Source organism: Candidatus Methylopumilus universalis (assembly GCF_006364435.1).
GTDB lineage: Bacteria > Pseudomonadota > Gammaproteobacteria > Burkholderiales > Methylophilaceae > Methylopumilus > Methylopumilus universalis.
On record NZ_CP040977.1, the window covers coordinates 416,101 to 441,127 of the forward strand.

The 25,027-nt window shown below is 38.0% G+C and carries 27 protein-coding genes and 2 tRNA genes; all 29 read left to right on the top strand.

All coding sequences use genetic code 11. The features are described 5' to 3' along the window. The 29 genes from FIT70_RS02385 to pqqA all read left to right on the top strand — a co-directional run bounded on the left by FIT70_RS02385 (position 1) and on the right by pqqA (position 24,973). Entirely contained in the window at positions 1-477 is a 477-nt protein-coding gene (locus FIT70_RS02385; protein ID WP_028817752.1) for a NuoB/complex I 20 kDa subunit family protein, read from the top strand. Between the two features lie 3 nt (positions 478-480). Next, positions 481-1,074 carry an NADH-quinone oxidoreductase subunit C gene (locus tag FIT70_RS02390; RefSeq protein ID WP_139884277.1) on the top strand — a complete coding sequence of 198 codons (594 nt, stop codon included), beginning with the start codon at positions 481-483 and terminating at the stop codon, positions 1,072-1,074. After that, positions 1,067-2,317, top strand: a complete 1,251-nt coding sequence (locus FIT70_RS02395; protein WP_028817750.1) for an NADH-quinone oxidoreductase subunit D — start codon at positions 1,067-1,069, stop codon at positions 2,315-2,317. Before FIT70_RS02390 ends, FIT70_RS02395 begins: the two co-directional genes overlap by 8 nt. 3 nt (positions 2,318-2,320) lie before the next feature. Further along, a complete protein-coding gene (gene nuoE, locus FIT70_RS02400) occupies positions 2,321-2,794 on the top strand; it encodes an NADH-quinone oxidoreductase subunit NuoE (protein WP_139871220.1) in 474 nt (157 codons plus the stop codon). Then, positions 2,795-4,114 (top strand): NADH-quinone oxidoreductase subunit NuoF, encoded by a 1,320-nt coding sequence (nuoF, locus tag FIT70_RS02405; RefSeq protein ID WP_139884278.1) that lies wholly within the window; start codon positions 2,795-2,797, stop codon positions 4,112-4,114. Continuing rightward, positions 4,111-6,501 (top strand): NADH-quinone oxidoreductase subunit NuoG, encoded by a 2,391-nt coding sequence (gene nuoG / locus FIT70_RS02410; RefSeq protein ID WP_139930478.1) that lies wholly within the window; start codon positions 4,111-4,113, stop codon positions 6,499-6,501. The genes nuoF and nuoG overlap by 4 nt, the downstream gene beginning before the upstream one ends. Position 6,502: 1 nt before the next feature. After that, positions 6,503-7,534 (top strand): NADH-quinone oxidoreductase subunit NuoH, encoded by a 1,032-nt coding sequence (gene nuoH / locus FIT70_RS02415; RefSeq protein WP_139867313.1) that lies wholly within the window; start codon positions 6,503-6,505, stop codon positions 7,532-7,534. Further along, on the top strand, positions 7,535-8,026 hold the full coding sequence (nuoI, locus tag FIT70_RS02420; protein WP_046487522.1) for an NADH-quinone oxidoreductase subunit NuoI: 492 nt from the start codon (positions 7,535-7,537) through the stop codon (positions 8,024-8,026). Between the two features lie 2 nt (positions 8,027-8,028). After that, positions 8,029-8,655 (top strand): NADH-quinone oxidoreductase subunit J, encoded by a 627-nt coding sequence (locus FIT70_RS02425; protein ID WP_139867315.1) that lies wholly within the window; start codon positions 8,029-8,031, stop codon positions 8,653-8,655. Continuing rightward, positions 8,652-8,957 carry an NADH-quinone oxidoreductase subunit NuoK gene (nuoK, locus tag FIT70_RS02430; protein WP_139867318.1) on the top strand — a complete coding sequence of 102 codons (306 nt, stop codon included), beginning with the start codon at positions 8,652-8,654 and terminating at the stop codon, positions 8,955-8,957. Before FIT70_RS02425 ends, nuoK begins: the two co-directional genes overlap by 4 nt. A 4-nt stretch (positions 8,958-8,961) precedes the next feature. After that, a complete protein-coding gene (gene nuoL / locus FIT70_RS02435; RefSeq protein ID WP_139930480.1) occupies positions 8,962-10,965 on the top strand; it encodes an NADH-quinone oxidoreductase subunit L in 2,004 nt (667 codons plus the stop codon). Between the two features lies 1 nt (position 10,966). Further along, on the top strand, positions 10,967-12,469 hold the full coding sequence (locus FIT70_RS02440) for an NADH-quinone oxidoreductase subunit M (protein WP_139874377.1): 1,503 nt from the start codon (positions 10,967-10,969) through the stop codon (positions 12,467-12,469). After that, on the top strand, positions 12,470-13,921 hold the full coding sequence (nuoN, locus tag FIT70_RS02445) for an NADH-quinone oxidoreductase subunit NuoN (protein WP_139874378.1): 1,452 nt from the start codon (positions 12,470-12,472) through the stop codon (positions 13,919-13,921). Next, entirely contained in the window at positions 13,922-14,209 is a 288-nt protein-coding gene (locus tag FIT70_RS02450; protein ID WP_028817788.1) for a DUF2818 family protein, read from the top strand. Beyond that, on the top strand, positions 14,200-15,048 hold the full coding sequence (locus tag FIT70_RS02455) for a sugar nucleotide-binding protein (protein WP_028817789.1): 849 nt from the start codon (positions 14,200-14,202) through the stop codon (positions 15,046-15,048). The genes FIT70_RS02450 and FIT70_RS02455 overlap by 10 nt, the downstream gene beginning before the upstream one ends. Positions 15,049-15,088: 40 nt before the next feature. Then, positions 15,089-15,165, top strand: a tRNA-Val gene (locus FIT70_RS02460). Positions 15,166-15,246: 81 nt separating this feature from the next. Beyond that, complete coding sequence (gene thrS / locus FIT70_RS02465) at positions 15,247-17,154, top strand: threonine--tRNA ligase (RefSeq protein WP_028817790.1); 1,908 nt, start codon at positions 15,247-15,249, stop codon at positions 17,152-17,154. Between the two features lie 106 nt (positions 17,155-17,260). Continuing rightward, positions 17,261-17,755 carry a translation initiation factor IF-3 gene (gene infC / locus FIT70_RS02470; RefSeq protein WP_478210059.1) on the top strand — a complete coding sequence of 165 codons (495 nt, stop codon included), beginning with the start codon at positions 17,261-17,263 and terminating at the stop codon, positions 17,753-17,755. A gap of 55 nt (positions 17,756-17,810) precedes the next feature. Further along, positions 17,811-18,008: a 50S ribosomal protein L35 gene (gene rpmI / locus FIT70_RS02475; protein WP_028817792.1), complete on the top strand. Its 198-nt coding sequence runs from the start codon at positions 17,811-17,813 to the stop codon at positions 18,006-18,008. A gap of 10 nt (positions 18,009-18,018) precedes the next feature. Further along, positions 18,019-18,381, top strand: a complete 363-nt coding sequence (rplT, locus tag FIT70_RS02480) for a 50S ribosomal protein L20 (protein WP_028817793.1) — start codon at positions 18,019-18,021, stop codon at positions 18,379-18,381. Between the two features lie 60 nt (positions 18,382-18,441). Further along, positions 18,442-19,425 (top strand): phenylalanine--tRNA ligase subunit alpha, encoded by a 984-nt coding sequence (gene pheS / locus FIT70_RS02485; RefSeq protein ID WP_139930482.1) that lies wholly within the window; start codon positions 18,442-18,444, stop codon positions 19,423-19,425. Positions 19,426-19,437: 12 nt separating this feature from the next. Beyond that, the gene (gene pheT, locus FIT70_RS02490; RefSeq protein ID WP_139874381.1) at positions 19,438-21,789 is read left to right on the top strand and encodes a phenylalanine--tRNA ligase subunit beta; all 2,352 of its coding nucleotides are present in this window, start codon (positions 19,438-19,440) and stop codon (positions 21,787-21,789) included. A gap of 35 nt (positions 21,790-21,824) precedes the next feature. Beyond that, complete coding sequence (locus tag FIT70_RS02495) at positions 21,825-22,127, top strand: integration host factor subunit alpha (RefSeq protein WP_028817796.1); 303 nt, start codon at positions 21,825-21,827, stop codon at positions 22,125-22,127. Beyond that, positions 22,111-22,551 carry a MerR family transcriptional regulator gene (locus FIT70_RS02500; RefSeq protein WP_139874382.1) on the top strand — a complete coding sequence of 147 codons (441 nt, stop codon included), beginning with the start codon at positions 22,111-22,113 and terminating at the stop codon, positions 22,549-22,551. Before FIT70_RS02495 ends, FIT70_RS02500 begins: the two co-directional genes overlap by 17 nt. A gap of 20 nt (positions 22,552-22,571) precedes the next feature. After that, positions 22,572-22,648, top strand: a tRNA-Pro gene (locus FIT70_RS02505). A gap of 168 nt (positions 22,649-22,816) precedes the next feature. Then, complete coding sequence (locus FIT70_RS02510) at positions 22,817-24,028, top strand: nucleoside recognition domain-containing protein (protein WP_223257746.1); 1,212 nt, start codon at positions 22,817-22,819, stop codon at positions 24,026-24,028. Between the two features lie 19 nt (positions 24,029-24,047). After that, positions 24,048-24,347 (top strand): hypothetical protein, encoded by a 300-nt coding sequence (locus tag FIT70_RS02515; protein WP_139874384.1) that lies wholly within the window; start codon positions 24,048-24,050, stop codon positions 24,345-24,347. After that, a complete protein-coding gene (locus FIT70_RS02520) occupies positions 24,344-24,613 on the top strand; it encodes a hypothetical protein (RefSeq protein ID WP_139874385.1) in 270 nt (89 codons plus the stop codon). The genes FIT70_RS02515 and FIT70_RS02520 overlap by 4 nt, the downstream gene beginning before the upstream one ends. 288 nt (positions 24,614-24,901) lie before the next feature. Beyond that, positions 24,902-24,973: a pyrroloquinoline quinone precursor peptide PqqA gene (gene pqqA / locus FIT70_RS02525; RefSeq protein WP_012777389.1), complete on the top strand. Its 72-nt coding sequence runs from the start codon at positions 24,902-24,904 to the stop codon at positions 24,971-24,973. The last annotated feature ends 54 nt before the right edge of the window (positions 24,974-25,027 follow it).

The window sequence follows — 25,027 nt, forward strand, 5'->3', positions numbered from 1 at the left end:
ATGAGCATTGAAGGCATTATGGAAAAAGGATTTGTCACTACAAATCTAGATACCCTTATTAATTACACACGCACAGGATCTTTATGGCCTATGACTTTTGGCTTGGCTTGTTGCGCTGTTGAAATGATGCATGCTGGTGCAGCTCGATATGACCTAGATCGATTTGGTGTTGTATTTAGACCTAGCCCAAGGCAGTCAGATGTGATGATTGTGGCAGGAACGTTAGTGAACAAAATGGCACCTGCATTAAGAAAAGTTTATGATCAGATGGCGGAGCCTCGCTGGGTTATTTCAATGGGCTCTTGTGCAAATGGTGGTGGTTACTATCATTACTCTTATTCAGTGGTTCGTGGTTGTGATCGTATTGTTCCTGTAGATGTGTATGTGCCTGGTTGCCCGCCAACGGCAGAGGCTCTCATGTTTGGGATCATTCAGCTTCAAAACAAGATTAAACGAACCAATACGATTGCGCGCTAATTCATGAGCTCAGTTGAAACTTTACTTAAAGAAATAAAATCTATTTTTGGTAAAGAAATCATTCAAGCATCTATTAAGCATAATGAACTTACAATTGAAGTAAAGATCGATGATCTCCTACCTACTTTAAAAACTTTAAAACAACACAAAGCATTTCAATTTGCGCAGTTAATTGATCTTTGTGGAGTTGATTTCAAGGATTATGGCGAAGGGACTTGGACGAAATCTCGCTTTGCTGTCGTCTACCATTTCTTATCGATAGAACATAATCATCGGATTCGTGTAAGAACTTTTTCTCAAGAAGAAGATTTTCCATTGTTCCCATCAATTATAGATTTATGGCCAGCTGCTAATTGGTATGAGCGTGAAGCTTTCGATTTATTTGGTTTTATGTTTGCCGACCATCCCGACTTGAGACGCATACTCACTGATTATGGATTTGTAGGCTATCCATTCAGAAAAGATTTTCCGATGATTGGTAAAGTTGAAGTGCGTTACGATGATGTGCAAAAACGTGTGATTTACCAACCCGTCTCCATCGAAGAAAGAAATAACGTCCCACGAATCATTCGTGAAGAAGGTTTCCATAATGGCTGAGATTCGAAATTACACAATGAATTTTGGTCCTCAACACCCTGCGGCGCATGGCGTGTTGCGATTGGTATTAGAGCTTGATGGCGAAGTAATTCAGCGTGCAGATCCTCATATTGGATTACTGCATCGTGGCACAGAAAAGCTAGCTGAAAATCGAACGTACTTACAAACCGTTCCTTATATGGATCGTTTAGATTATGTATCCATGATGGCGAATGAACATGCTTATGTTTTGGCTATTGAAAAATTGCTCAATATAGATGTACCCCTTCGCGCACAATATATTCGCGTGATGTTTGATGAGATTACGCGCATCTTAAATCACCTATTATGGTTAGGTGCGCACGCACTTGATGTGGGCGCTATGACTGTCTTCTTGTATGCATTCCGAGAAAGAGAAGATCTCTTCGATTGTTATGAGGCGGCATCAGGGGCTAGAATGCATGCAGCATATTATCGTCCTGGCGGTGTTTATCGCGACCTCCCTGATCGCATGCCTCAATATGAATCCAGTTTGAAAAACAAAAAAGAATTGGATGGTTTAAATCAAAATCGCAGCGGATCACTTTTAGATTTTATCGAAGATTTTGCAAATCGCTTTCCAACATATGTAGATGAATATGAAACGTTGTTAACAGATAACCGTATTTGGAAACAACGTACAGTGGGTATTGGTGTTGTTGATCCTGATCGAGCAATAGCGCTTGGCATGACAGGCCCTATGTTAAGGGGATCAGGTGTTGCATGGGATTTAAGAAAAAAACAACCTTACGAAGTGTATGACAAACTTGATTTTGATATTCCTGTTGGTGTTAATGGAGATTGTTATGACCGATACCTCGTTCGTATTGAAGAGTTTAGACAATCTAATCACATTATTAAGCAATGCATAGACTGGCTAAGAAAAAATCCAGGCCCTGTAATTAGTGATAATCATAAAGTAGCACCTCCTCCAAGAGCTGCCATGAAAGAAGATATGGAAGCAATGATCCATCACTTTAAATTATTTACAGAAGGTTTTCATATCCCAGCAGGAGAGGCCTATGCTGCAGTTGAACACCCTAAGGGCGAATTTGGTATTTATTTAATTTCAGATGGTGCAAATAAACCTTACCGTTTAAAAATACGGGCTCCTGGCTTTCCTCATTTAGCAGCATTAGATGAAATGACACGTGGTCATATGATTTCTGACTTAGTTGCCATTATTGGCACACAAGATATTGTGTTTGGTGAGATTGATCGGTAAAAAATGATACACGCTGACGACATTAAATTAATTGATAAAGAGTTAAAGAAATTCCCGGATAGCCAAAAGCGATCCGCAGTCATTTCTGCATTACGTATAGTTCAAACAAGACATGGTTGGTTATCGCATGAACACATTTCTGATGTGGCACATTATCTTGAGATGCCAGAAATTGCAGTGATGGAAGTTGCAACTTTTTATAATATGTTCAATTTAGAATCAAAGGGTAAGTATCAAATTACTGTATGCACCAATATTTCATGCATGTTAAGAAATTCTGATGAAATTGTTCAGCACCTAGAAAAGAAATTAGGTATTCGTTTTGGTGAGTTGACCAAAGATAAAAAGTTTTCACTTAAAGAAGGTGAGTGCATGGGAGCATGCAGTGGTGCACCTTTATGCCTAATTAACAATCACACTATGCATGAACATTTGACTACTGAAAAAATTGACAAGCTGATAGCGAGCCTTAAATAAATGGTCAAGCAAATAGACATCATTAAGCCGCATAAAATTTTTCCTAATCAAGATTTGGTTTGTCTAAGAACTATGGTCCATGACGATCCAGGCTCAATAAGCACCTATTTAAAAGTAGGTGGGTATGAGCAGTTTAAAAAAATTCTTAAAAAGAAAATAAAGCCGGAAGAAATTCTAGCTGAATTAAAAACTTCAGGTTTAAGAGGTCGCGGTGGTGCAGGATTCCCAACTGCTATTAAATGGTCTTTTATGTCTCGGGATTACGATGGTATTAAATATCTTGTATGTAACTCAGATGAAGGTGAGCCTGGTACATTTAAAGATCGCGATATTCTTAGATATAACCCTCATCAACTTATCGAAGGTATGCTCATAGCTGCCTATGTGATGGGTACTCGCACTGGTTACAACTATATTCATGGCGAGATCTGGCGTGAATACGAGATTTTTGAAAAAGCACTCGATGAAGCAAGAGACCATGGATTTTTAGGCGAAGACATTTTGGGCTCAGATTTTAGTTTCGATTTGTACGCGTTCCATGGGTATGGGGCATACATATGCGGCGAAGAAACAGCCCTTATTGAATCGATTGAAGGTAAAAAAGGACAGCCACGTTATAAGCCACCTTTCCCAGCAACTTACGGTATTTACGGTAAACCTACTAATGTGAATAACACTGAAACATTTGCATCTGTTCCCTGGATTTTAGAGCACGGTGGTCAGGCATTTCAAGATTTAGGTGTTGAAAATTCAGGCGGTGTTAAATTATTTTCTGTATCAGGCCACGTTGAGATACCAGGTAATTACGAAATTAGAATGGGCACGCCTTTTAGTGAATTGTTAAATATGGCTGGCGGTGTGTGGAATCGAAGAAAATTAAAAGCAGTTATTCCTGGCGGACCTTCCACAGCAGTTGTTCCAGCTGCCCTCATTGAAAATGCAACCATGGATTATGATGGATTACAAAAGATTGGATCGAGTTTAGGTGCTGGCTCCGTGATTATCATGGATGATTCAACTTGTATGGTCACAGCTTTAAAACGTCTTTCTTATTTCTTTTATGAAGAGTCTTGTGGTCAATGCACACCTTGCCGTGAAGGAACAGGTTGGGTTTATCGTGTCATCAAAAGAATTGTCGACGGTAAAGGCACTATGGAAGACCTTGATCTTTTAACGGATGTTAGTAAAAAAATTTCTGGCAGGACAATATGCGCTTTAGGTGACGCAGCCGCGACGCCTGTATTAAGTTTTATTAAACACTTTAGACCTGAGTTTGAATATTTTATTCAAAATGGTCATTCTATGATTAAAGCTAAATGACAATCACAATTGAAATTGATGGCAAGAAGATCAAAGTAGAAAAAAATACGACGATCATTGCAGCTGCAGATAAAGCAGGGATTCCAATTCCTCGTTTCTGCTATCACAAAAAATTATCGATCGCTGCAAATTGCCGCATGTGTTTGGTAGAGGTAGAGAAATTTAATAAACCATTACCCGCATGCGCTACGCAAGTTTCAGATGGGATGAAGGTTTCAACAAAATCTAAAATTGCTGTCGAGGCACAGCAAAGTGTTATGGAATTCTTACTCATTAATCATCCTTTAGATTGTCCAATTTGCGATCAAGGTGGCGAGTGTGAGCTTCAAGATACTGCTGTAGCATTTGGTGGTGGTCAAACACGTTATCAGGAAGAAAAACGTGTGGTATTTAATAAAAATATAGGCCCACTTATTTCAACAGATATGACCCGATGCATTCAATGCACGCGATGTGTAAGGTTTTTACAAGAAGTCGGCGGCATGATGGAGCTAGGTATGGTCGGACGTGGCGAGCATTCAGAAATTACCGCTTACGTTGATCGATCCATTCAATCAGAACTCTCCGGCAATATTATTGATTTGTGCCCTGTAGGGGCACTTACAAGCAAACCATTTAGATATAAAGCGCGCACATGGGAGTTAATTAGAAGAACAACTTTTGCTCATCATGATAGTCTTGGCTCCCCTCTTGAAGCACATATTAAACAAAACAAAGTGATTAGAATGCTTCCTCGTGAAGAGGAGTCTATTAATGAATGCTGGATTTCTGATCGTGATCGTTTTTCATATGAAGGCTTAAATAGTGAAGATCGCTTACAAGTTCCTATGATTAAAGAAAAGGGTCAATGGAAAGAATCAGACTGGGAAACTGCTTTAGCACTTGTAAGTGAAAAATTAAAACATGTCGTAGATCATAACGGCCCTGAAGAATTAGGTATTTTAATATCACCTCAAAGCTCAATCGAAGAGGGCTTATTAGCTAAGCAAATAAGCAGCACATTAAAGTCACCTCACATTGACCATCGGATACGTCAATCGGACTTTTCAATAAAGCATCAAGGCTCGCCTTGGTTAGGTGGTCGTATTGATGAAATCGGTCACTTTGATCAATACCTTTTAATTGGTAGCAATATAAGAAATGAACAACCGCTTTTAGCATCAAGAATTCGTAAGGCCGTAAATCATGGCGCCAATCTTTTTATAGTCAACTCAATAGATGCAGATCCTCTTATGACCGTGTCTGAGAAAATGATACAGGCTCCACATAAGCTCCCTTATGCGCTCGCAAAAATTTTAAAATCGATGACAGAAATAAAAGGCATATTAAAAAAAGATATTAAATTTATAAAAGCTGATATCGAAAAAGTTAAAACAGATAAAACAAGCGACGCAATAGCAGAGCATTTAATGAAAAATGTTTTAGCAGGTAAAAAAAATAATACATCATTACTTTTGGGCCAAGCAGCGCAAGAGCATCCAGATTATGCAATCATCTATCAGCTTGCTTTTGAAATTTCAAAATTATCTCAAGCTACTTTTGCTCTATTGCCAAGCTATGCAAATAGTGTCGGACTTCATGCCATCAATGTGCTCCCTGAAAAAGACGGCTTAAATGCGCGTACGATGTTAGAGAAAAAATTAAAAGCTTATATTTTATTAAATATTGAGCCTCAATTAGATGCATCAAATGCACAGCTAATGGAAAATGCAATTGTTTCGTCAGACTTCACTGTTGCATTAACTTCATATAATTCGAAATACCTTGAAAATGTGGACGTACTTCTACCCATCTCACCATTTACAGAATCATCAGGTACGATCGTTAATATAGAAGGGCGAGTTCAAAGCTATACAGCTGTAACTCAGCCTTTAGGTCAATCAAGACCGGCCTGGAAAGTGTTAAGAGTATTGGCTAATCATCTTGACTTAAAAGGATTTGATTATGAATCGAGTCTAGATGTTAAAGAAGCGCGCATTAAATCTAATGTTCAATTCATCTCAAAAGAGCTTTCTAATGAAATCGATATCACAAGCGATTACAAAATACGCAACACGAAGCCAAAGCAATTCTCACGCATTGGTGAGATACATCAATACCTTATAGATCCAATTGTAAGAAGAGCCCCATCTCTTCAAACAGCGATTCAAAAATCAAAAGCACATGCAAAGTTACATCCCTTAGAAATGAAAACATTAAGACTTAAAGCGAACGATAAAATTAAAGTTATGCAAGGTAATCAATGGGCGAGTCTTATGGTTATTGAAGACATAACCATTCCAGAAGGCTCCATCTATATACCAAGCGGTATCGATGAAACGGCTAATCTGGCTGATATTTACGGTGATATCACAGTTCAAAAAATAATTCCAAGGGGCGCATCTTAAGATGGATGCTTTAATGACATCTATATTTGGAATTTGGTGGCCTGATATTGCCAAAACATTATGGGTGCTTTTAAAAATTGTAGCTGTCGTTTTGCCTTTGATGATATCTGTGGCCTACCTTACTTATTTCGAAAGAAAAGTGATTGGATACATGCAAGTCCGTATCGGACCTAATCGTGTCGGTTATTTTGGATTGCTGCAGCCTATTGCTGATGCATTAAAGCTTCTATTTAAAGAAATTATTCTTCCTACAGCATCAAATAAAGTTTTATTTTTCCTAGCGCCCATTTTGGCAATTGCTCCAGCTTTTGCAGCCTGGGCTGTCATTCCTTTCGATCTCAATGTGGTGATCGCAGATATTGATGCAAGTCTTTTATATATTTTAGCTATGACATCTATTGCTGTGTATGGGGTAATTATTGCTGGTTGGGCTTCAAATTCTAAATATGCTTTTTTAGGAAGTTTACGTTCCGCAGCTCAGATTGTGTCGTATGAAATTGCAATGGGATTTACTTTAGTAGGCGTTTTAATGTGTGCCAACAGCTTGAATCTAGGAAAAATTGTCATGGGACAAGAGGGTGGGTTTTGGCATTGGTATATCTGGCCTTTATTTCCTTTATTCATCATTTACTTTATTAGTGCTGTAGCAGAAACAAATCGAGCGCCTTTTGACGTGGCTGAAGGTGAGTCAGAAATTGTAGCTGGATTTCACGTAGAGTATTCAGGCATGGCCTTTGCAGTTTTCTTCTTAGCTGAATATGCAAATATGATTTTAGTATCGATGCTTGCAGCTTTAATGTTCTTAGGTGGATGGTTATCGCCCATTCCATTTATTCCAGATAGCTTTTTATGGCTTTTAATTAAAGTCGCATTTTTATTATTTTTCTTCTTATGGTTTAGAGCGACATTTCCTCGTTATCGATATGATCAGATTATGCGTCTGGGTTGGAAGATTTTTATTCCAATCACCATTGCTTGGATTGTATTTATTGGAGGCATGATGCAAACCTCATGGGGATATTTATTTCACTAAATGATTAAAAAAACTAAACAATTCTTATCAAGCTTGATGCTTATCGAGCTACTTAAAGGCATGCTCCTTACGGGCCGTTATTTCTTTGCAAGAAAAATTACTGTGCAGTATCCGGAAGAAAGAACGCCACAATCTAATCGCTTTAGAGGCCTTCATGCGCTCCGTCGTTATGCAAATGGCGAAGAGCGATGTATTGCATGTAAGTTATGTGAGGCTGTATGTCCTGCAATGGCAATCACTATTGAATCTGAAGAGCGCGAAGATAAAACGAGACGGACGACACGTTACGATATTGATCTTACTAAATGTATCTTTTGTGGTTTCTGCGAAGAATCTTGCCCAGTAGACTCGATTGTTGAGACGAGAATTTTTGATTATCACGGCGAATCGCGAGGCGATTTGCTTTATACAAAAGAAATGTTACTTGCGGTAGGTGACAAATATGAAAAACAAATTGCGGAAGATCGCGCTCAAGATGAGAGGTTTCGATAAACATGTTTGAGTTTAAAGATTTCGTCTTTTATGTTTTGTCTTTCGTCCTTCTAGCTTCAGGATTAAGCGTCATTACTTCCAGAAATCCTGTAACTGCAGCGCTATCTCTTGTTCTAGCATTTTTTAATGCTGCAGGTATTTGGCTTCTTTTGCATGCTGAATTTTTAGCGATTGCGTTAGTGCTTGTGTATGTTGGTGCTGTGATGGTCTTATTTCTTTTTGTGGTCATGATGCTTGATATTAATCTTGATAAATTAAGAGAAGGTTTTTGGGATTATCTGCCTATGGCAGGATTTATTGGCGTCCTCATGATGGTTGAAATGGTGATGGTATTTAAAACTAAACAATTTAATCTTTCACCTATTTCAGAATCAATTTCAAGTACATCGAATACAGAAATGATAGGCAATACATTGTATTCAACTTATGTGCTTCCATTTGAGCTAGCTTCTGTCGTATTGCTTATTGCAATTATTTCAGCCATTGCATTGACGCTTCGCGATCGTAAAGATAGTAAAAAGGCAAATCCTGGTGATCAGGTGGCTGTAAAACGTGAAGATCGAGTGCGATTAGTTCAAATGAAATCGGAAGAAAAATACATAAAACCTAAAAAGAAGGAGAGAACATGATTGGTTTATCGCATTATCTTATCCTTGCCGCGATTTTATTTACAATCAGTGTGGTGGGTATTTTTCTTAATCGAAAAAATATCATTATTTTACTTATGTCGATTGAGTTAATGTTGCTCGCAGTTAATATCAACTTTATTGCTTTCTCACATTATTTAAATGATATTGCTGGTCAAATTTTTGTTTTTTTTATTTTAACGGTGGCAGCTGCAGAATCTGCGATAGGTTTAGCAATTATCGTTTTAATTTTCAGAAATACTCGCTCTATTAATGTAGACGACTTAAATCGTCTCAACGGGTAATCATTTGAATTCTATCTATCCATATCTAACCGTTCCTTTATTGCCCCTAATCGCATCTTTTTGCGTGGGTATTTTGGGTCGAAAATTGCCAGAGTATTTTGCTTCAAGCATGACAATCGCCTCTGTCTTTTTTGCGTTTGTTATCTCATGCATAACTTTAAATGAGACTCTTAACGGTTTAGTTTTAAATCAAACCATCTATCAATGGCTTGTCACAGGCCACTATCAATTTGAAGTCGGATTCTTAATTGATAATTTAACTGCCATGATGATGGTGGTTGTGACTTTTGTATCTCTGATGGTTCATATTTATACGATGGGGTATATGAAAGGAGACCCAGGCTATCGAAGATTTTTTAGTTACATCTCCTTGTTTACCTTTTCAATGCTGATGTTAGTCATGAGTAATAACTTTATGCAGCTCTTCTTTGGATGGGAGGCGGTAGGTCTTGTTTCATATCTTCTAATTGGATTCTGGTTTGAGAGACCCACCGCAATCTATGCAAACTTAAAAGCCTTTTTAGTAAATCGCGTCGGCGATTTCGGTTTTATTTTAGGGATTGCCTTGATTCTATATTGGACAGGTTCTCTTGATTACGCGACGGTTTTCAAAAGTACAGGCATTATGGCGGCCCATACAATGCAGTTATTTGGTCAGCCTATTAATGTGGTTACCGTAATATGTATTTTGTTATTTATTGGAGCTATGGGCAAATCTGCACAAGTGCCTCTTCATGTGTGGCTTCCAGATTCGATGGAAGGTCCGACACCTGTATCAGCTCTGATTCATGCGGCAACCATGGTCACTGCAGGTATCTTTATGGTCTCACGCACATCACCTTTATTTGAGCTTTCTGATACAGCCCTTTCATTCGTTATGATCATTGGTGCTATTACAGCCTTGTTTATGGGCTTATTGGGCATCATTCAAAATGATATTAAGCGTGTCATAGCTTACTCAACACTTTCACAATTAGGTTATATGACAGTGGCGTTAGGCGCTTCAGCTTATTCGGTTGCTATGTTTCATCTCATGACGCACGCATTCTTTAAAGCCTTACTTTTCTTAGGTGCTGGTTCAGTCATTATAGGTATGCATCACGATCAAAATATTCAAAACATGGGTAACTTAAAAAAATACATGCCTGTGACTTGGATTACTTTTTTGATTGGCTCTTTAGCATTAATAGGGACGCCATTATTTTCAGGATTTTATTCAAAAGATAGTTTGATTGAGGCTGTGAAGTTATCCCACATTTCAGGAAGTCACTTCGCTTATTTTTCTGTATTGGTTGGTGTATTTGTAACAGCTTTTTATTCTTTCAGACTTTATTTCCTTGTATTTCATGGCAAAGAGAAGTGGCGTCTTCAAAAACTTACACATCATGACGATCATCATCATGGCTTAAGTCCAAAAGATAACCCACATGAGAGTTCGTTAAGCGTTACTTTGCCATTAGTGCTTCTCGCTATCCCTTCTGTTGTGATTGGCTTTATGACAATCGAGCCAATTTTATTCGGTAGTTTTTTTGCACAAAGTATTTTCTTAGATATTGAAGCGCATCCTACGATGGAACACTTAAGCCATCACTTTAGAGAAATTTATCATGGACCCTTTGGAATGGCTTTGCATAGCATCACAAGCTTACCCTTCTTATTCGCACTTAGTGGCGTTGCTTTCGCTTATTACTGTTATGAAGTGAATTTAAATTTACCTAAAGTAATTTTTAACCGCACACAAATAATTTACAAAGTGTTACAAAACAAATATGGCTTTGATTCATTCAATGAAAAGTTTTTTGCATTTGGCAGTCGTCTCTTAGGTGAGAAATTCTGGCAAATTGGCGATGTCAAAATTATTGATGGATGGCTTGTTAACGGAACTGCTAAATCAATTAGTAAGTTTGCAGAAAAAATACGTGTGATTCAATCAGGGTATATTTACCACTATGCTTTTGCGATGGTGATAGGCGTATTTTTATTCTTAACCTTCTTTATAAAAATATAAGATGAATTTAACTCACCTACTAAGCTTCTCAATTTGGACACCTATTTTTTTAGGCGGCCTTATACTTTTATTAAGTGGAAAAATGAGTGACACGCAAGCCAAATGGCTTTCACTTGTCAGTAGTGTGATTTCATTTTTAATTACCATCCCACTTTACACAGCATTTGATTTTTCATTTGGACAGTTTCAGTTTCAGGAATTCTTTCATTGGATTCCTGCCTTTCATATTAATTACCATTTAGGCGTCGATGGTTTTGCTGTGCCGTTAATTCTTTTAACAAGCTTCACTACCGTAATTGTTGTGATGGCTTCATGGCGATCAATACAAGACAGAGTTGCGCAATACATGGCAGCTTTCTTGATCATGTCAGGCCTCATGATTGGTGTTTTTAGTGCACTTGATGCCATGCTCTATTACATTTTTTGGGAGGCAATGCTTATCCCTATGTTCTTGGTGATTGGTATTTGGGGTGGACCTAATAGAATTTATGCCACGATCAAATTCTTTTTATATACCGTTTTAGGCTCATTATTAATGCTAGTCGCATTCATTTACCTTTACTTGCATACACATTCATTCGAGGTAGTAGATTTTTATAATGCCGGTCTAGGACTTTATCCGCAGATCTTTATTTTCTTAGCTTTCTTTATGGCTTTTGCAGTAAAAATTCCTATGTGGCCTTTACATACATGGTTACCTGATGCTCACGTTGAAGCACCTACTGGCGGATCAGTTGTTTTGGCAGCAGTGATGTTGAAATTAGGCGCATATAGTTTTATGCGATTTGCAATGCCGATTGCACCTGAAGCCGCGATTTATTTAAAAGATTTTATGGTGACTTTGTCACTCATTGCTATTTTATATATTGCATTGATTGCCATTGTGCAAAAAGATATGAAAAAATTGATCGCTTATTCATCGATATCACATATGGGTTTTGTCACGCTAGGTCTATTTATGTTTAATGCAATCGGTATTGAGGGTGCGTACGTTCAAATGATTTCTCATGGTTTTATTTCTGCAGCCATGTTCTTATCTGTAGGTGTTTTATATGACAGATTACACACAAGACAGATTGCAGATTATGGTGGTGTCATTCACGCAATGCCTACCTTTGCAGCTTTTGCTGTATTTTTTGCTATGGCCAATTGTGGGCTTCCTGGTACTTCAGGTTTCGTAGGAGAATTTATGGTGATCATGAGTGCGATGCAAAATAATTTTTGGATTGCATTAGTAGCGGCAAGCTCTCTGATCTTCGGTGCCGCTTATTCTTTATGGATGGTGAAGCGCGTATTTTATGGCGAACCACGTAATCAAAAAATTAGCGCACTTAAAGATATCTCATGGCGTGAATTCTTTATCCTGTCTATATTGGCAGTGCTCATTATTTTAGTGGGTGTTTACCCAAAAGTTATTACGGATATGACAAATGCAACGACAGTTCAATTTCTAGAGCATATGCATTTGATAAAACCAGTCACACCATTACCTCTGGATATATAAATGAATCAACTTATTCAATCCGATCTTTTTTTAATCTTGCCAGAAATTTTTGTGCTTTCAATGGCAATGGTTGTGCTGATGACAGATTTATTTATTAAGCCTTCTGCGCGTTGGATTATTTTTGCTTTATCTCAATTCACTTTATTAGGCGGTGCTTATTTAACTGGCCAACATTTTAGTCACGAAACACAATTTGCTTTCTCAAACATGTTTGTTCGTGACGGCTTGGCAGATTTTTTAAAAATGATAAGTTATATAGGCACCTCACTCATTTTTTTCTATAGCCGGTCTTACATGAAAGATCGAGATTTATATCGTGGCGAATACTTTGCGCTCGTTCTATTTGCATTGCTGGGCATGATGATTATGATCTCAAGCCATAACATGCTTCTTGTTTATATGGGCTTAGAGCTTCTCTCTTTATGTTTATATTCTCTTACCGCCCTTGATCGAGATAACCAAAAAGCCACTGAGTCAGCAATTAAATATTTTGTATTAGGTGCTCTTGCATCAGGTCTTCTTCTATACGGTATGTCGATGATTTATGGTGCGACATCAAGCCTAGATTTAAGCGTTATTTCAACAACATTATTGAATCATCCTACAGACCATGCAATTCTTATTCTAGGCCTGGTCTTTGTGGTTGCCGGCCTTGCATTTAAATTAGGCGCAGTACCTTTTCAAATGTGGGTCCCTGATGTGTACGAAGGATCGCCTTCATCAATCGCCATGCTCATTAGTTCTGTTCCTAAATTAGCAGCTTTTGCAATTACACTTCGTATACTAGGCGAAGGGCTTCAATCCATGATGGTTGATTGGAAACAAATGATGCTCATTATGGCGGTGCTTTCCATTGGCATTGGAAATATCACAGCTATTGCACAAAGAAATATCAAACGCATGTATGCATACTCAACGATTTCTCATATTGGCTTTATTCTTTTTGGCTTGATGAGCGGAACACTTAATGGTTATGCATCCAGTTTATTTTATGTTGTGAGTTATATGTTTATGACTCTTGTATCTTTTGGAATACTCATGATGATGTCTCGGAAAAACTTTGAGTGTGAACTACTTGAGGACTTTAAAGGTTTGAATAAGAGAAATCCTTGGTATGCATTCCTTATGCTCATTACTATGTTGAGCATGGCAGGTATACCTCCTACCATAGGGTTCTATGCAAAATTCATGGTGCTTCAAGCGGCCTTTGATGCGGGCTTTGCAATTTTTGTTGTCTATGCAGTTATGATGGCCTTGATAGGGATGTTTTATTATATGAGGATTGTAAAGCTGATGTATTTTGATGAGCCAAAATTAAAAGGTAAATTAGATGTCCCAATGGATATGCAATGGATTTTATCGGCTAACGCATTAGCACTTCTGATTGTTGGTTTAGTGCCACATACATTTATGCAAGCAACAACGCAAGCAGTAGCTTTGAGTCTTAATTAAATGACGCAATCAATACTTATTCTGATTACCATCATCATGGCCAATATCCCTTGGATGTTTAGTGACTTTCTTTTTATTAAGAAATTTTCATCCCATAAAAAACCTTTTTCTTGGGCTTTGTTTGAAGTGGTGATTCTGTATTTTATTACCGGTGGCATTTTACTTTTTGCAGAGCTTAAAATGATAGGACATATTCAATCCCAAGCTTGGGAATTTTATGCGGTGACTTTCTTTTTATTTTTAGTTTTCTCTTTTCCTGGATTTATTTTTAAAACGCTTTGGAAATAAAATCTCTTAAAATTTTAATTGTAGGCTGCGGCCAACTCGGTTTTTCAATCGTCAAAAATGCTGATCCTGATATATTTAAATTATATGGATTTAGTCGAAGTTTAAGAAAATCACCCCCTTCCATTGAAATGCATCAAGTTGATATTTTAAAAGCTGAAGCTATTGATGCCATTAAGTTAATAAATCCTGAAATTATTATCTACGCTGTTTCTGCAGACACTCAGTCTATTGAAAGTTACCAAGAGCATTACGTAGCAGGCTTAAAAAATACTTACGAAGCGATTTTAGAGCTCGATCACTTCAAGCATCTTTTCTTTGTTTCAAGCACAAGAGTTTATGGACAAAAAACGACTAAGATTTTAAGTGAGCTCGATATAGCAGAGCCTTCTGATTATGGAGGTGAAGCTTTATTAGAAGCTGAAACGGTTGCGCGCCAACTAAAAGATAAAGCCACTATATTACGTTTGTCTGGTATTTATGGCCCTAATCGAACGCGTATGATTCAATTAGCCCAAAGCAATCCAGGCAATTGGCCTGCAACTAATAATTGGTCTAATCGAATTCACGAAGAAGATGCTGCGCGTTTTATTGTATTTCTTATAAATCGAATTATGCTGAATGAACCTATCGAGTCACTTTATCTTGTGACAGATGGTGTGCCGACTAAACAATATGACGTATTAACGTGGATCAGAAATCGTCTGCAATTAACAACCGATACTATTGAAGTTCCTATCTTGGAAAGCGGGAAACAATTGCAATCTGTTTTGTTGAATCAAAGTGGATTTGAATTAAAGTACCCCGATTTTACATATGGTTACGAAGCGATCATTGATTAGGGTTCTTCAATAGGATAGAATCCAAACTCCTAAATTCTTTAGGCGCGTAGCTCAGCTGGTTAGAGCACCACCTTGACATGGTGGGGGTCGTTGGTTCGATTCCAATCGCGCCTACCAATTTTTTGCCTCATGGCTCAAGCTATCAAGAATGCTTAAAAGCTTATAAAATGATGCAATGCTAAATGATTCAATTCAACTATGCCTGAAATAAGATTACCAGACGGGTCTAAGCGACAATTTGAAGGTGACGTTACCGTCGCAGAAGTTGCACAAAATATCGGCGCTGGACTAGCGCGCGCAGCTCTCGCAGGCCGAGTGAATGATCAACTTGTCGATCTTTCATTCGTCATTCGTCAGGATAGCGATCTTGCAATCATTACTGACAAAAATCCTGAAGGGCTTGAGGTTATTCGTCATTCAACTGCCCATCTTTTAGCGTATGCCGTAAAAGAGTTATTTCCAGATGCACAAGTAACGATTGGCCCTGTCATTGAACATGGTTTTTATTATGACTTTTCATATACACGACCTTTCACACCAGAAGATCTAGAAAGTATTGAAAAGAAGATGACAGAAATTGCTAATCGCGATTTACCCATCACAAGAAAAGTATTGCTGCGTAATGATGCAGTTAAATATTTCAAATCAATTAAAGAAAATTATAAAGCTGAAATTATTGAATCTATTCCAGCAGATCAGGAAGTTTCTCTATACACCGAAGGTGAATTTACAGATCTTTGTCGAGGCCCGCATGTGCCATCAACTGGAAAATTAAAAGTATTCAAATTAATGAAAGTGGCTGGCGCATATTGGCGTGGCGACTCTAAAAATGAAATGCTACAAAGAATTTACGGCACTGCGTGGACCAATAAAGAAGACTTGCAAAACTATCTCTTCATGTTGGAAGAGGCGGAAAAAAGAGATCATCGTAAATTAGGAAAGCAACTCGATTTATTTCATATGCAAGATGAAGCACCTGGTATGGTCTTTTGGCATCCCAAGGGGTGGTCGATTTGGCAAGAAGTTGAACATTACATGCGGAAAATGTTCTTAGATTATGGGTATCAAGAAGTTAAAACCCCAACAGTCATGGATAAGACTTTGTGGGAAAAATCTGGGCATTGGCAAAACTATCGCGACAATATGTTTACAACCTCTTCTGAAAATAGAGACTATGCGGTGAAGCCTATGAATTGCCCTGGCCACATTCAAATTTTTAATAATGCTCTACATAGCTACCGTGACCTGCCTCTAAGACTTGCAGAATTTGGTTCATGCCATCGTAACGAACCATCAGGATCGCTCCACGGTTTAATGCGTGTTCGTGGATTTACGCAAGATGATGCCCATATTTTTTGTACAGAAGAACAAATTAAAGATGAAGTGGCTAAGTTTATTGTCATGCTATTTAAAGCCTACCAAGACTTCGGATTTAAGGACGTTTTAGTGAAATTATCCACTCGTCCTGAGAAGCGTGTAGGTGCTGACGAAACTTGGGATAAGGCGGAATCTGCCCTTAAAGCTGCTTTAGTGGAAAATAAGCTCGAATTTGACCTTCAGCCTGGAGAAGGGGCCTTTTATGGACCTAAAATCGAATTTACCCTAAAAGACAGCTTAAGTCGTCTTTGGCAGTGCGGTACGATCCAGCTCGACTTTAACTTGCCTGAACGCCTAGGCGCTGAATATGTCACGGAAGACAATAGCCGCAAACACCCTGTGATGCTGCATCGGGCTATTGTAGGTTCTATGGAGCGTTTTATTGGGATTCTTATTGAGCATTACTCGGGTGCTATGCCTCTTTGGCTTGCCCCGACACAAGCGGTTATCCTTAATATTGCTGACGCACATGCAAGCTACGCTTCAAAAGTCATGGATGAACTCAAGAAAAACCACATCCGATGCGATTCTGACTTGAGAAATGAGAAAATAACCTATAAAATACGCGAACATAGCTTACAAAAGATTCCTTATCTCTTAATTGTAGGGGAAAAGGAAATGGAAGCTGGGCAAGTTGCCGTGCGAACCCGAAAAGGCGAAGACTTAGGATCCATGTCGATTAAGTCATTGATTGATCGACTAAATCAGGAAGTTCAAACTAAAGTCTAGCAACAAGGTAGCGCGGTTTTTCTTTTATATTTACAGGGGATTTGTTATCGCTCAAGAGAAAGAAGTCAGAATTAACGGAGACATTACAGCTCAAGAAATTCGATTAATTGGCGTAAACGGCGAAGCGCTTGGCATAGTGACACTAGCTGAGGCATTTGCAAAAGCAGAAGAGATAGATATCGATCTAGTGGAAATTGCTCCACAAGCCCAACCTCCCGTATGTCGATTGCTTGATTACGGTAAGTTTAAATATGCAGAAAGTAAGAAGCAACACGAAACCCGCTTAAAACAGAAGCAGGTCAAGATTAAAGAAGTGAAGTTTAGACCGGGAACAGATGATGGTGATTACAACATCAAAATACGAAACCTCATTGGGTTCCTTTCAGACGGCGATAAGGCAAAGATCACCTTGCGCTTTAGAGGTCGAGAAATAACGCATCAAGAATACGGTTTAGCAATTTTAAAACGTGTTGAACATGATTTAATGGAATACGCAGTCGTCGAACAATTTCCGAAAATGGAAGGTCGACAAATGGTGATGGTTCTGGCTCCACAAAAAAAAGTCAAACCAAAAACCACTGAAGCAAAAGTTTCTGAGTGATACGGCTTAAACGGCATGCCTAAGCACTCTTATTACTCTAACTAAGGAGATCAAAATGCCAAAAATGAAAACAAAAAGTGGCGCGAAAAAGCGCTTCAAGTTTTTAGGAAGTGGTATGGTAAAGAGAACACGTTCTCATTTACGTCATATCTTGACCAAAAAAACAACGAAACAAAAACGTAATCTTAGAGGCACTGTCCTCATTTCAGCAACCGATATCAAACGCGTTCGCGCGATGATGCCAACTCAATAAGGGGAATAATATGCCTAGAGTAAAACGTGGTGTCACCGCTAGAGCGAAACATAAAAAAGTTTTAGCACTTGCTAAAGGTTATCGCGGCCGTCGTAAAAACGTATACCGTATAGCTAAACAAGCAGTGATGAAGGCAGGTCAGTATGCATACCGTGATCGCCGTCAGAAAAAACGTCAATTTAGAACACTATGGATTGCGCGTATCAACGCAGCATCTCGTGAATGTGGTCTTACCTATAGCCGTTTCATGAATGGCCTTAAGAAAGCTTCTGTTGAAGTGGATCGTAAGGTATTAGCAGATATGGCAGTATTCGATAAAGCAGCTTTTGCTAAGTTTGTCGAAATTGCTAAATCTGGTTCAGGAGCAGCATAAAAATTATTAATTTTTAAAAGGAGGCTTCTAGCCTCCTTTTTTTTATTAAAATAATAGTCAATGAATAATCTCGAACACACCTTAAAAGAAGCCCGTGAAGATTTTGATCAGTGCCATTCTGTGACGGACCTTGATCAAGCAAAAGCCAAATACTTAGGTAAAAGCGGTGTCTTAACTGAAGCACTTAAATCACTTGGTAAATTATCTGCGGAAGAAAGACCTAAAGTAGGTGCTGAGATCAATGTCGTTAAACAAGGCGTTGAAGAAGCTTTAGAAAAAAGACGAGAAGCTATTTTAAATGCCTCGCAAACGAAACAGCTTGCAGAGGAATCATTAGATGTGACTTTACCTTCAAGAAAAGAAGATCGAGGAAGCCTACATCCAGTCACACAAACGCTTCATCGCATTGAATCTCTTTTTCATTCCATCGGTTTCTCAGTAGCACACGGACCACAAATTGAATCTGATTTTTATAATTTCACTGCACTGAATATTCCTGAGTCACATCCAGCACGCGCGATGCATGACACATTTTATATTGATGAATCTTATGTATTAAGAACGCACACATCCCCTGTGCAAATTCGTCATTTAGAAAAAAATAAACCACCCTTAAAAATTATTTCACCAGGTCGCGTTTATCGCGTTGATTCAGATGCAACACATTCGCCGATGTTTCATCAAGTTGAAGGTTTATGGGTTGATCAACAAGTAAGCTTCGCAGACCTTAAAGGTGTCATCGAAAATTTTCTCCAAAACTTTTTCGAGAATAAAGATTTGAAAGTACGCTTCAGACCTTCATATTTTCCATTCACAGAACCTTCTGCTGAAATGGATATGAGTTGGAAGGGCGGTTGGCTAGAGATTGGTGGGTGCGGTATGGTGCATCCAGAAGTATTTAAACATGTAGGTATCGATTCAAATCAATATCAAGGATTTGCTTTTGGATTGGGTGTGGAGCGCTTAACGATGTTGCGTTTCGGTGTTCAAGATTTACGCCACTTTTTTAATAACGACTTACGCTTTCTTCAGCAATTTATTTAAAGATATCTCAATATGCAATTTTCTGAAAATTGGTTAAGGTCATATGTGAATACATCACTGGATAGTGATGCGCTTAACCACGTCATGATTATGGCAGGCTTGGATGTTGATGAATCCCATCCTCTAGGCGCATCTTTTAGTCATGTGGTGGTGGGTGAGATTGTTTCGATTAAAAAACATCCTGATGCTGATCGACTTCAGGTGTGCGATGTCAATATCGGAGACAAGACATTACAAATTGTATGCGGCGCATCAAATGCAAGACAAGGTATTAAAGTGGCGTGCGCATTAGTAGGTGCTAAATTACCTTCCATCGATATTAAGGAAGCAAAAGTACGTGGCATTGAATCATTCGGTATGCTTTGTTCGTTAAAAGAATTAGGATTGGCTGAAGAAGCTGAAGGCATTTTAGAATTAAGCCATGATTTAAAAAATGGTACTGATTTAAGAGTAGCACTTGATCTTAATGATCAAATTACGACATTAAAATTAACACCTAATCGAAGTGACTGTTTGAGTTTATGGGGTGTCGCCCGAGAAGTCGCTGCCATTAGTCAATCTTCACTATCTCCTATCACCTATGAAGTGAATCCGATCAAGCAAAGTGAAAAGAAAAATATAGTTGTCGAAGAAAAATCGGCATGCCCTCGTTACTGTGGTCGTATCATTAAAAATGTAGACAATACAAAAACATTACCTGATTGGATGGTCTCCAGACTCGAGCGCTCCAATATTAAATCAATTAGCCCCATTGTAGATATTACTAATTATGTATTGCTTGAAATTGGACAACCGCTTCATGCATTTGACCATGACAAATTGCAAGGTGATGTTGTGGTGAGATTCGCAAAACCTGAAGAGCCGATCCATTTACTCAATGACACAAAAATTAAATTGTCTAAAAAAGATTTGGTCATTGCAGATAACTCAGGTGCAATTGCATTTGCAGGTGTGATGGGTGGATTGCCATCGTCAGTCACTGAAGCCTCTAAAAATATTTTCTTAGAAAGCGCTTTTTTTGATCCTATTGTGATTGCTGGTAAAGCAAGAGCGTATAACTTATCTACAGATTCATCATACCGTTTTGAACGAGGGGTTGATTTTTCAAATACCCGACATGCATTAGAGCGAGCAACATCGCTTATTATCGAATACTGTGGCGGAGAAGCAGGTGAAATCTCAGAAGTTTTAAATGCTTTACCAAAGCGTAATGAAATCCATCTAAGACTTAAAAAATTAAATGCTATTTTAGGCATTGAAGTACCGAGCCAAGATGTTGAGCACATATTCCATCAGTTAGGTTTTGAAGTGAATAAAACCATTGAAGGCTTTAAAGTCACACCGCCTTCTTATCGATTTGATATTGCGATTGAAGAAGATCTTATTGAAGAAGTAGTTCGCTTATATGGTTACGACAAAATACCTTCTCATCATCCTGTAAGTCATCAGGCAATGTTACCCGCTTCTGGAGCTTGTCAGCGAGATCTTAAAGAAGCGCTCACATCACGCGGCTTTTACGAAGTAGTGACTTATAGTTTTATTGAAGATGAGATTGAAAAAGTGTTGCATGGAAATTTAAACCCTATTCAATTACAAAATCCAATAGCAAGTCAGATGTCGACGATGCGATCATCATTGTGGGGAAGTCATCTCGAAGTCTTAACTTATAATTTAAATCGACAAGTATCGCGATTAAATATCTTTGAAATTGCACAAACTTTCCAAGGCGCAAAAAAAGATTTTATTGAGACTGAAGTGATATCTGGTTTAAGTTACGGTAGCTTTTTGCCTGAGCAATGGGCTGACAAGATACGCGAGATTGATTTTTATGATATGAAAGCGCATGTTGAAGCTTTAACGTCTAAATCACTCACATTTAAAAGAAGTGATAAAACACCACTAGCGCTTCATCCAGGACAGTCTGCAGAAGTCTTTTTAGAGGGTCAGTCGATAGGTTGGGTAGGTAAATTGCATCCAAAATGGCAGCAACACTTTTCTCTTCCAAAAGCCCCCTTTATTTTTGAGTTAAAAATAGAGAAGCTTTTAGAAGGTAAAGCGTTTAAATACGAAGACATCTCAAAATTCCTTCCCGTAAGACGTGATATTGCCATTGTGGTAGATGACTCAGTCGAGGTTGATTCGATTTTAGATGCTGTATTTAAGGCTAAAATCCCGTTCTTAAATCGAATGGCTTTGTTCGATCTTTACCAAGGGAAAGGCATCGCCGAAAACAAAAAAAGTGTTGCATTTCTGATACTTATGCAGGATACTTCAAAGACATTAGTTGATAGTGAAGCTGATTCTTCCGTATCAAAAATCGTTGAATTACTTGAAAAACAATTTGGCGCAACGCTCCGCAACTAATCCCATATTTAATACCGATTTAAAAGTAGGCCGTTATGACATTAACTAAAGCAGATTTATCCGAAATTCTATTTGACCGTGTAGGTTTAAATAAGCGTGAAGCCAAAGATATGGTTGAAGCTTTTTTTGAAGAGATTCGCAACGCACTTGAAAATGGCGACAGTATCAAGCTGTCTGGTTTTGGCAATTTTGAATTAAGAAAAAAATCAGAAAGACCAGGTCGCAATCCTAAAACGGGTGAAGAGATTCCAATCAAAGCAAGACGTGTGGTTACTTTTCACGCAAGTCAAAAACTAAAAAGCAATGTAGAAGAGAACTACTCTGGAAAGAAAGCTTAAATCCCCCGTCTTACCTGAAATACCTTCAAAGAGATATTTTGCAATCGGAGAGGTAAGTGAGCTTTGTCTCGTCAAGGCGCATGTGCTGCGATATTGGGAGCAGGAGTTTGATCAGCTCAAAGATGTTAAGCGACGTGGCAATCGACGTTATTATCAATTACCTGAAGTGCTTCTCATTCGTAAAATTAGAGAGCTTCTACATGACGAAGGTTTTACGATTCAAGGCGCTAAACAGCGACTTAAAGATAAAAGTTTTGTTAAAGAAGTAAAGCAAGCTGAGCCACCTATAGAGCTTCAAGTGACTAAACAAGGTCAAGTTGAGTTGCCTTTAGAGAATCTCAATCAATCCAATTCACTTGCCGGCCTTAATATAAAGTCGATTAAAGATGAATTGCTCAGTATCATAGATCTGCTTAAAAAGTAATTCATCATTGTTTTAATTTTCGGGGCGTAGCGCAGCCTGGTAGCGTACTTGCATGGGGTGCAAGGGGTCGTGAGTTCGAATCTCACCGCTCCGACCAATTAAACCGATGAATTAGTTTTCAAAAATAGATTTCTTAGCCTTATAATTTTCATAGATCATTTTTAAGCCTATTCAATTTTTCAGGTGATTCATTATAAAACCTAAGCAATCCTCTAAAAACACAAGCACGCAGAATCGTAACAGTTCGATATTAAATACGTTGTGGGTGAGTTTTTTCTTTGTCGCTTTATTAAGTGCAATATGGAGATGGGTAGGTCAAGGAGACACTGAAGTGTTTGCCACTATGGTGGATAGCCTTTTTTCCATGGCAAAGCTATCGGTTGAAGTGATGGTATTACTTTTTGGAACCCTAACGCTTTGGCTAGGATTTTTAAAGATTGCTGAACACGCAGGTTTAGTTGAAAAAATAGCATCTTGGCTTTCACCACTTTTTAGGCGTCTCATGCCTGAGGTTCCTAAAAATCATCCAGCAGCAGGTCTTATCACCATGAATTTTATTGCAAATGGATTAGGTCTTGATAATGCTGCGACACCTATTGGGCTTAAAGCGATGCGATCATTGCAATCGCTTAATCCAACACCAAAGATCGCAAGCAATGCACAAATTCTTTTTTTGGTTATGAATGCTTCGTCACTCACCTTACTTCCAGTATCAATCTTTATGTATCGTGCACAGCAAGGAGCATTAGATCCTACACTCGTTTTTTTACCTATTCTTTTAGCAACAAGCGCTTCCACTTTGGCTGGTTTTTTCTCAGTCGCTTTTATGCAACGAATTAAATTAAACGACCCTGTAGTCATCACATGGATGTTAGCCATTGCAAGTTTATTAACTGTATTTATTTTATTCTTAAGTCATTTATCAGCATCGGCATTGGGCGCATTCTCATCTCTCTTAGGCAATGCTGTCCTGTTTGGACTGATTGTTACTTTTTTACTTATAGGTATATTAAAACGTGTGCCAGTCTATGAGTCATTTATTGAAGGTGCTAAAGAAGGTTTTGATGTATCTAAAAATTTACTGCCTTATTTAGTTGCGATGTTATGTGCAGTCGGTATTCTTCGAGCATCAGGTGCGCTTGATGTTGTATTGGATATGATTCGTTATCTTGCTAATAGCTTTCACTGGGATACACGTTTTGTAGATGCGCTACCAACAGCGCTTGTGAAACCTTTTTCTGGAAGTGCCGCAAGAGCTATGCTCATTGATACTATGACAACACATGGTGTCGATAGCTTCCCGTCACTTTTAGCAGCAACTGTTCAAGGCAGTACTGAAACTACTTTTTATGTTTTGGCAGTTTATTTCGGTGCAGTTGGTATTCAGCGTGCACGACACGCAGTTGCTTGCGCACTATTTGCAGATCTTGTTGGTGTGTTAGCCTCTATTGGTGTTTGTTATTGGTTTTTTGAATAAAATTATTTAATAAGGATAAATGATGTATGTATTTATGATTGTGATGTATGCCGGTATTCTTTTTTTAATAGCTGCTTTATCTTTCGGTTTTCTTTCATGGCTCATCTATCAAAAGAATAAAAAAAGTAAGCAATTAAAAAATTTATATTGGGCGCGCGTTATATCTGCAATTCTTTTAACCCCCTATATATTCTTCCAATATATATTTTCTGATCTGACTTATCTTCCAATCAGAATTTCTTTTGTAGTTTTTTCTTTTGTTATTCTTTATCTTCTTGTAAAAAGATGGGGTAAAGACGCGATACCAAAACGTAAATGATTACCGTTAAATCAATTAAGGAATCAGATTTTGAGGTAATAGTTGAATCGAAGTCGATCACACAACATAAAGTTCATGTCTCAAATGATTTCTATAATTTCCTAACTGATGGCAAAGTATCTTACGAACATTTAATTATTGCGTCGTTTGAATTTTTGTTAGAGCGAGAATCGAATAACTCCATACTTTCTCAGTTTGATTTAAAGGTCATCTCTCACTATTTCCCTGAGTATGAAAAAGAGATTAAGAAGCGGCTGAAGGCTTAATCTTTCGTATACAATAATCATTTAAACAACCTATTAAAGAGGCGATATATGGGCAGTAAAGACAAAAGAAAAGAATCTAAAGGTAAAAAACCACAACCTAAGCCAGCCAAGGTATAATTTTATAACCTATTGATTTATATAGTTTTTTTATAATTATCCCGGTTTAGTGTTACATCTCTCATGATTTTCATGAGACCTCATTCATGATCCTCAAGGTGTTTACTTTTTAAGTACGAGTAAGATTACATTTAAGTAATTTCTCATTAACTTAATAAAAGGATCAACATCATGTGGACAACTCCAGCTGCTACTGAAATGCGTTTCGGTTTCGAAGTTACAATGTATGTAATGAATAAGTAATTATTCAGATTTAACAAAAAAGCCCGCTTAATGCGGGCTTTTTTGTTTCTAATC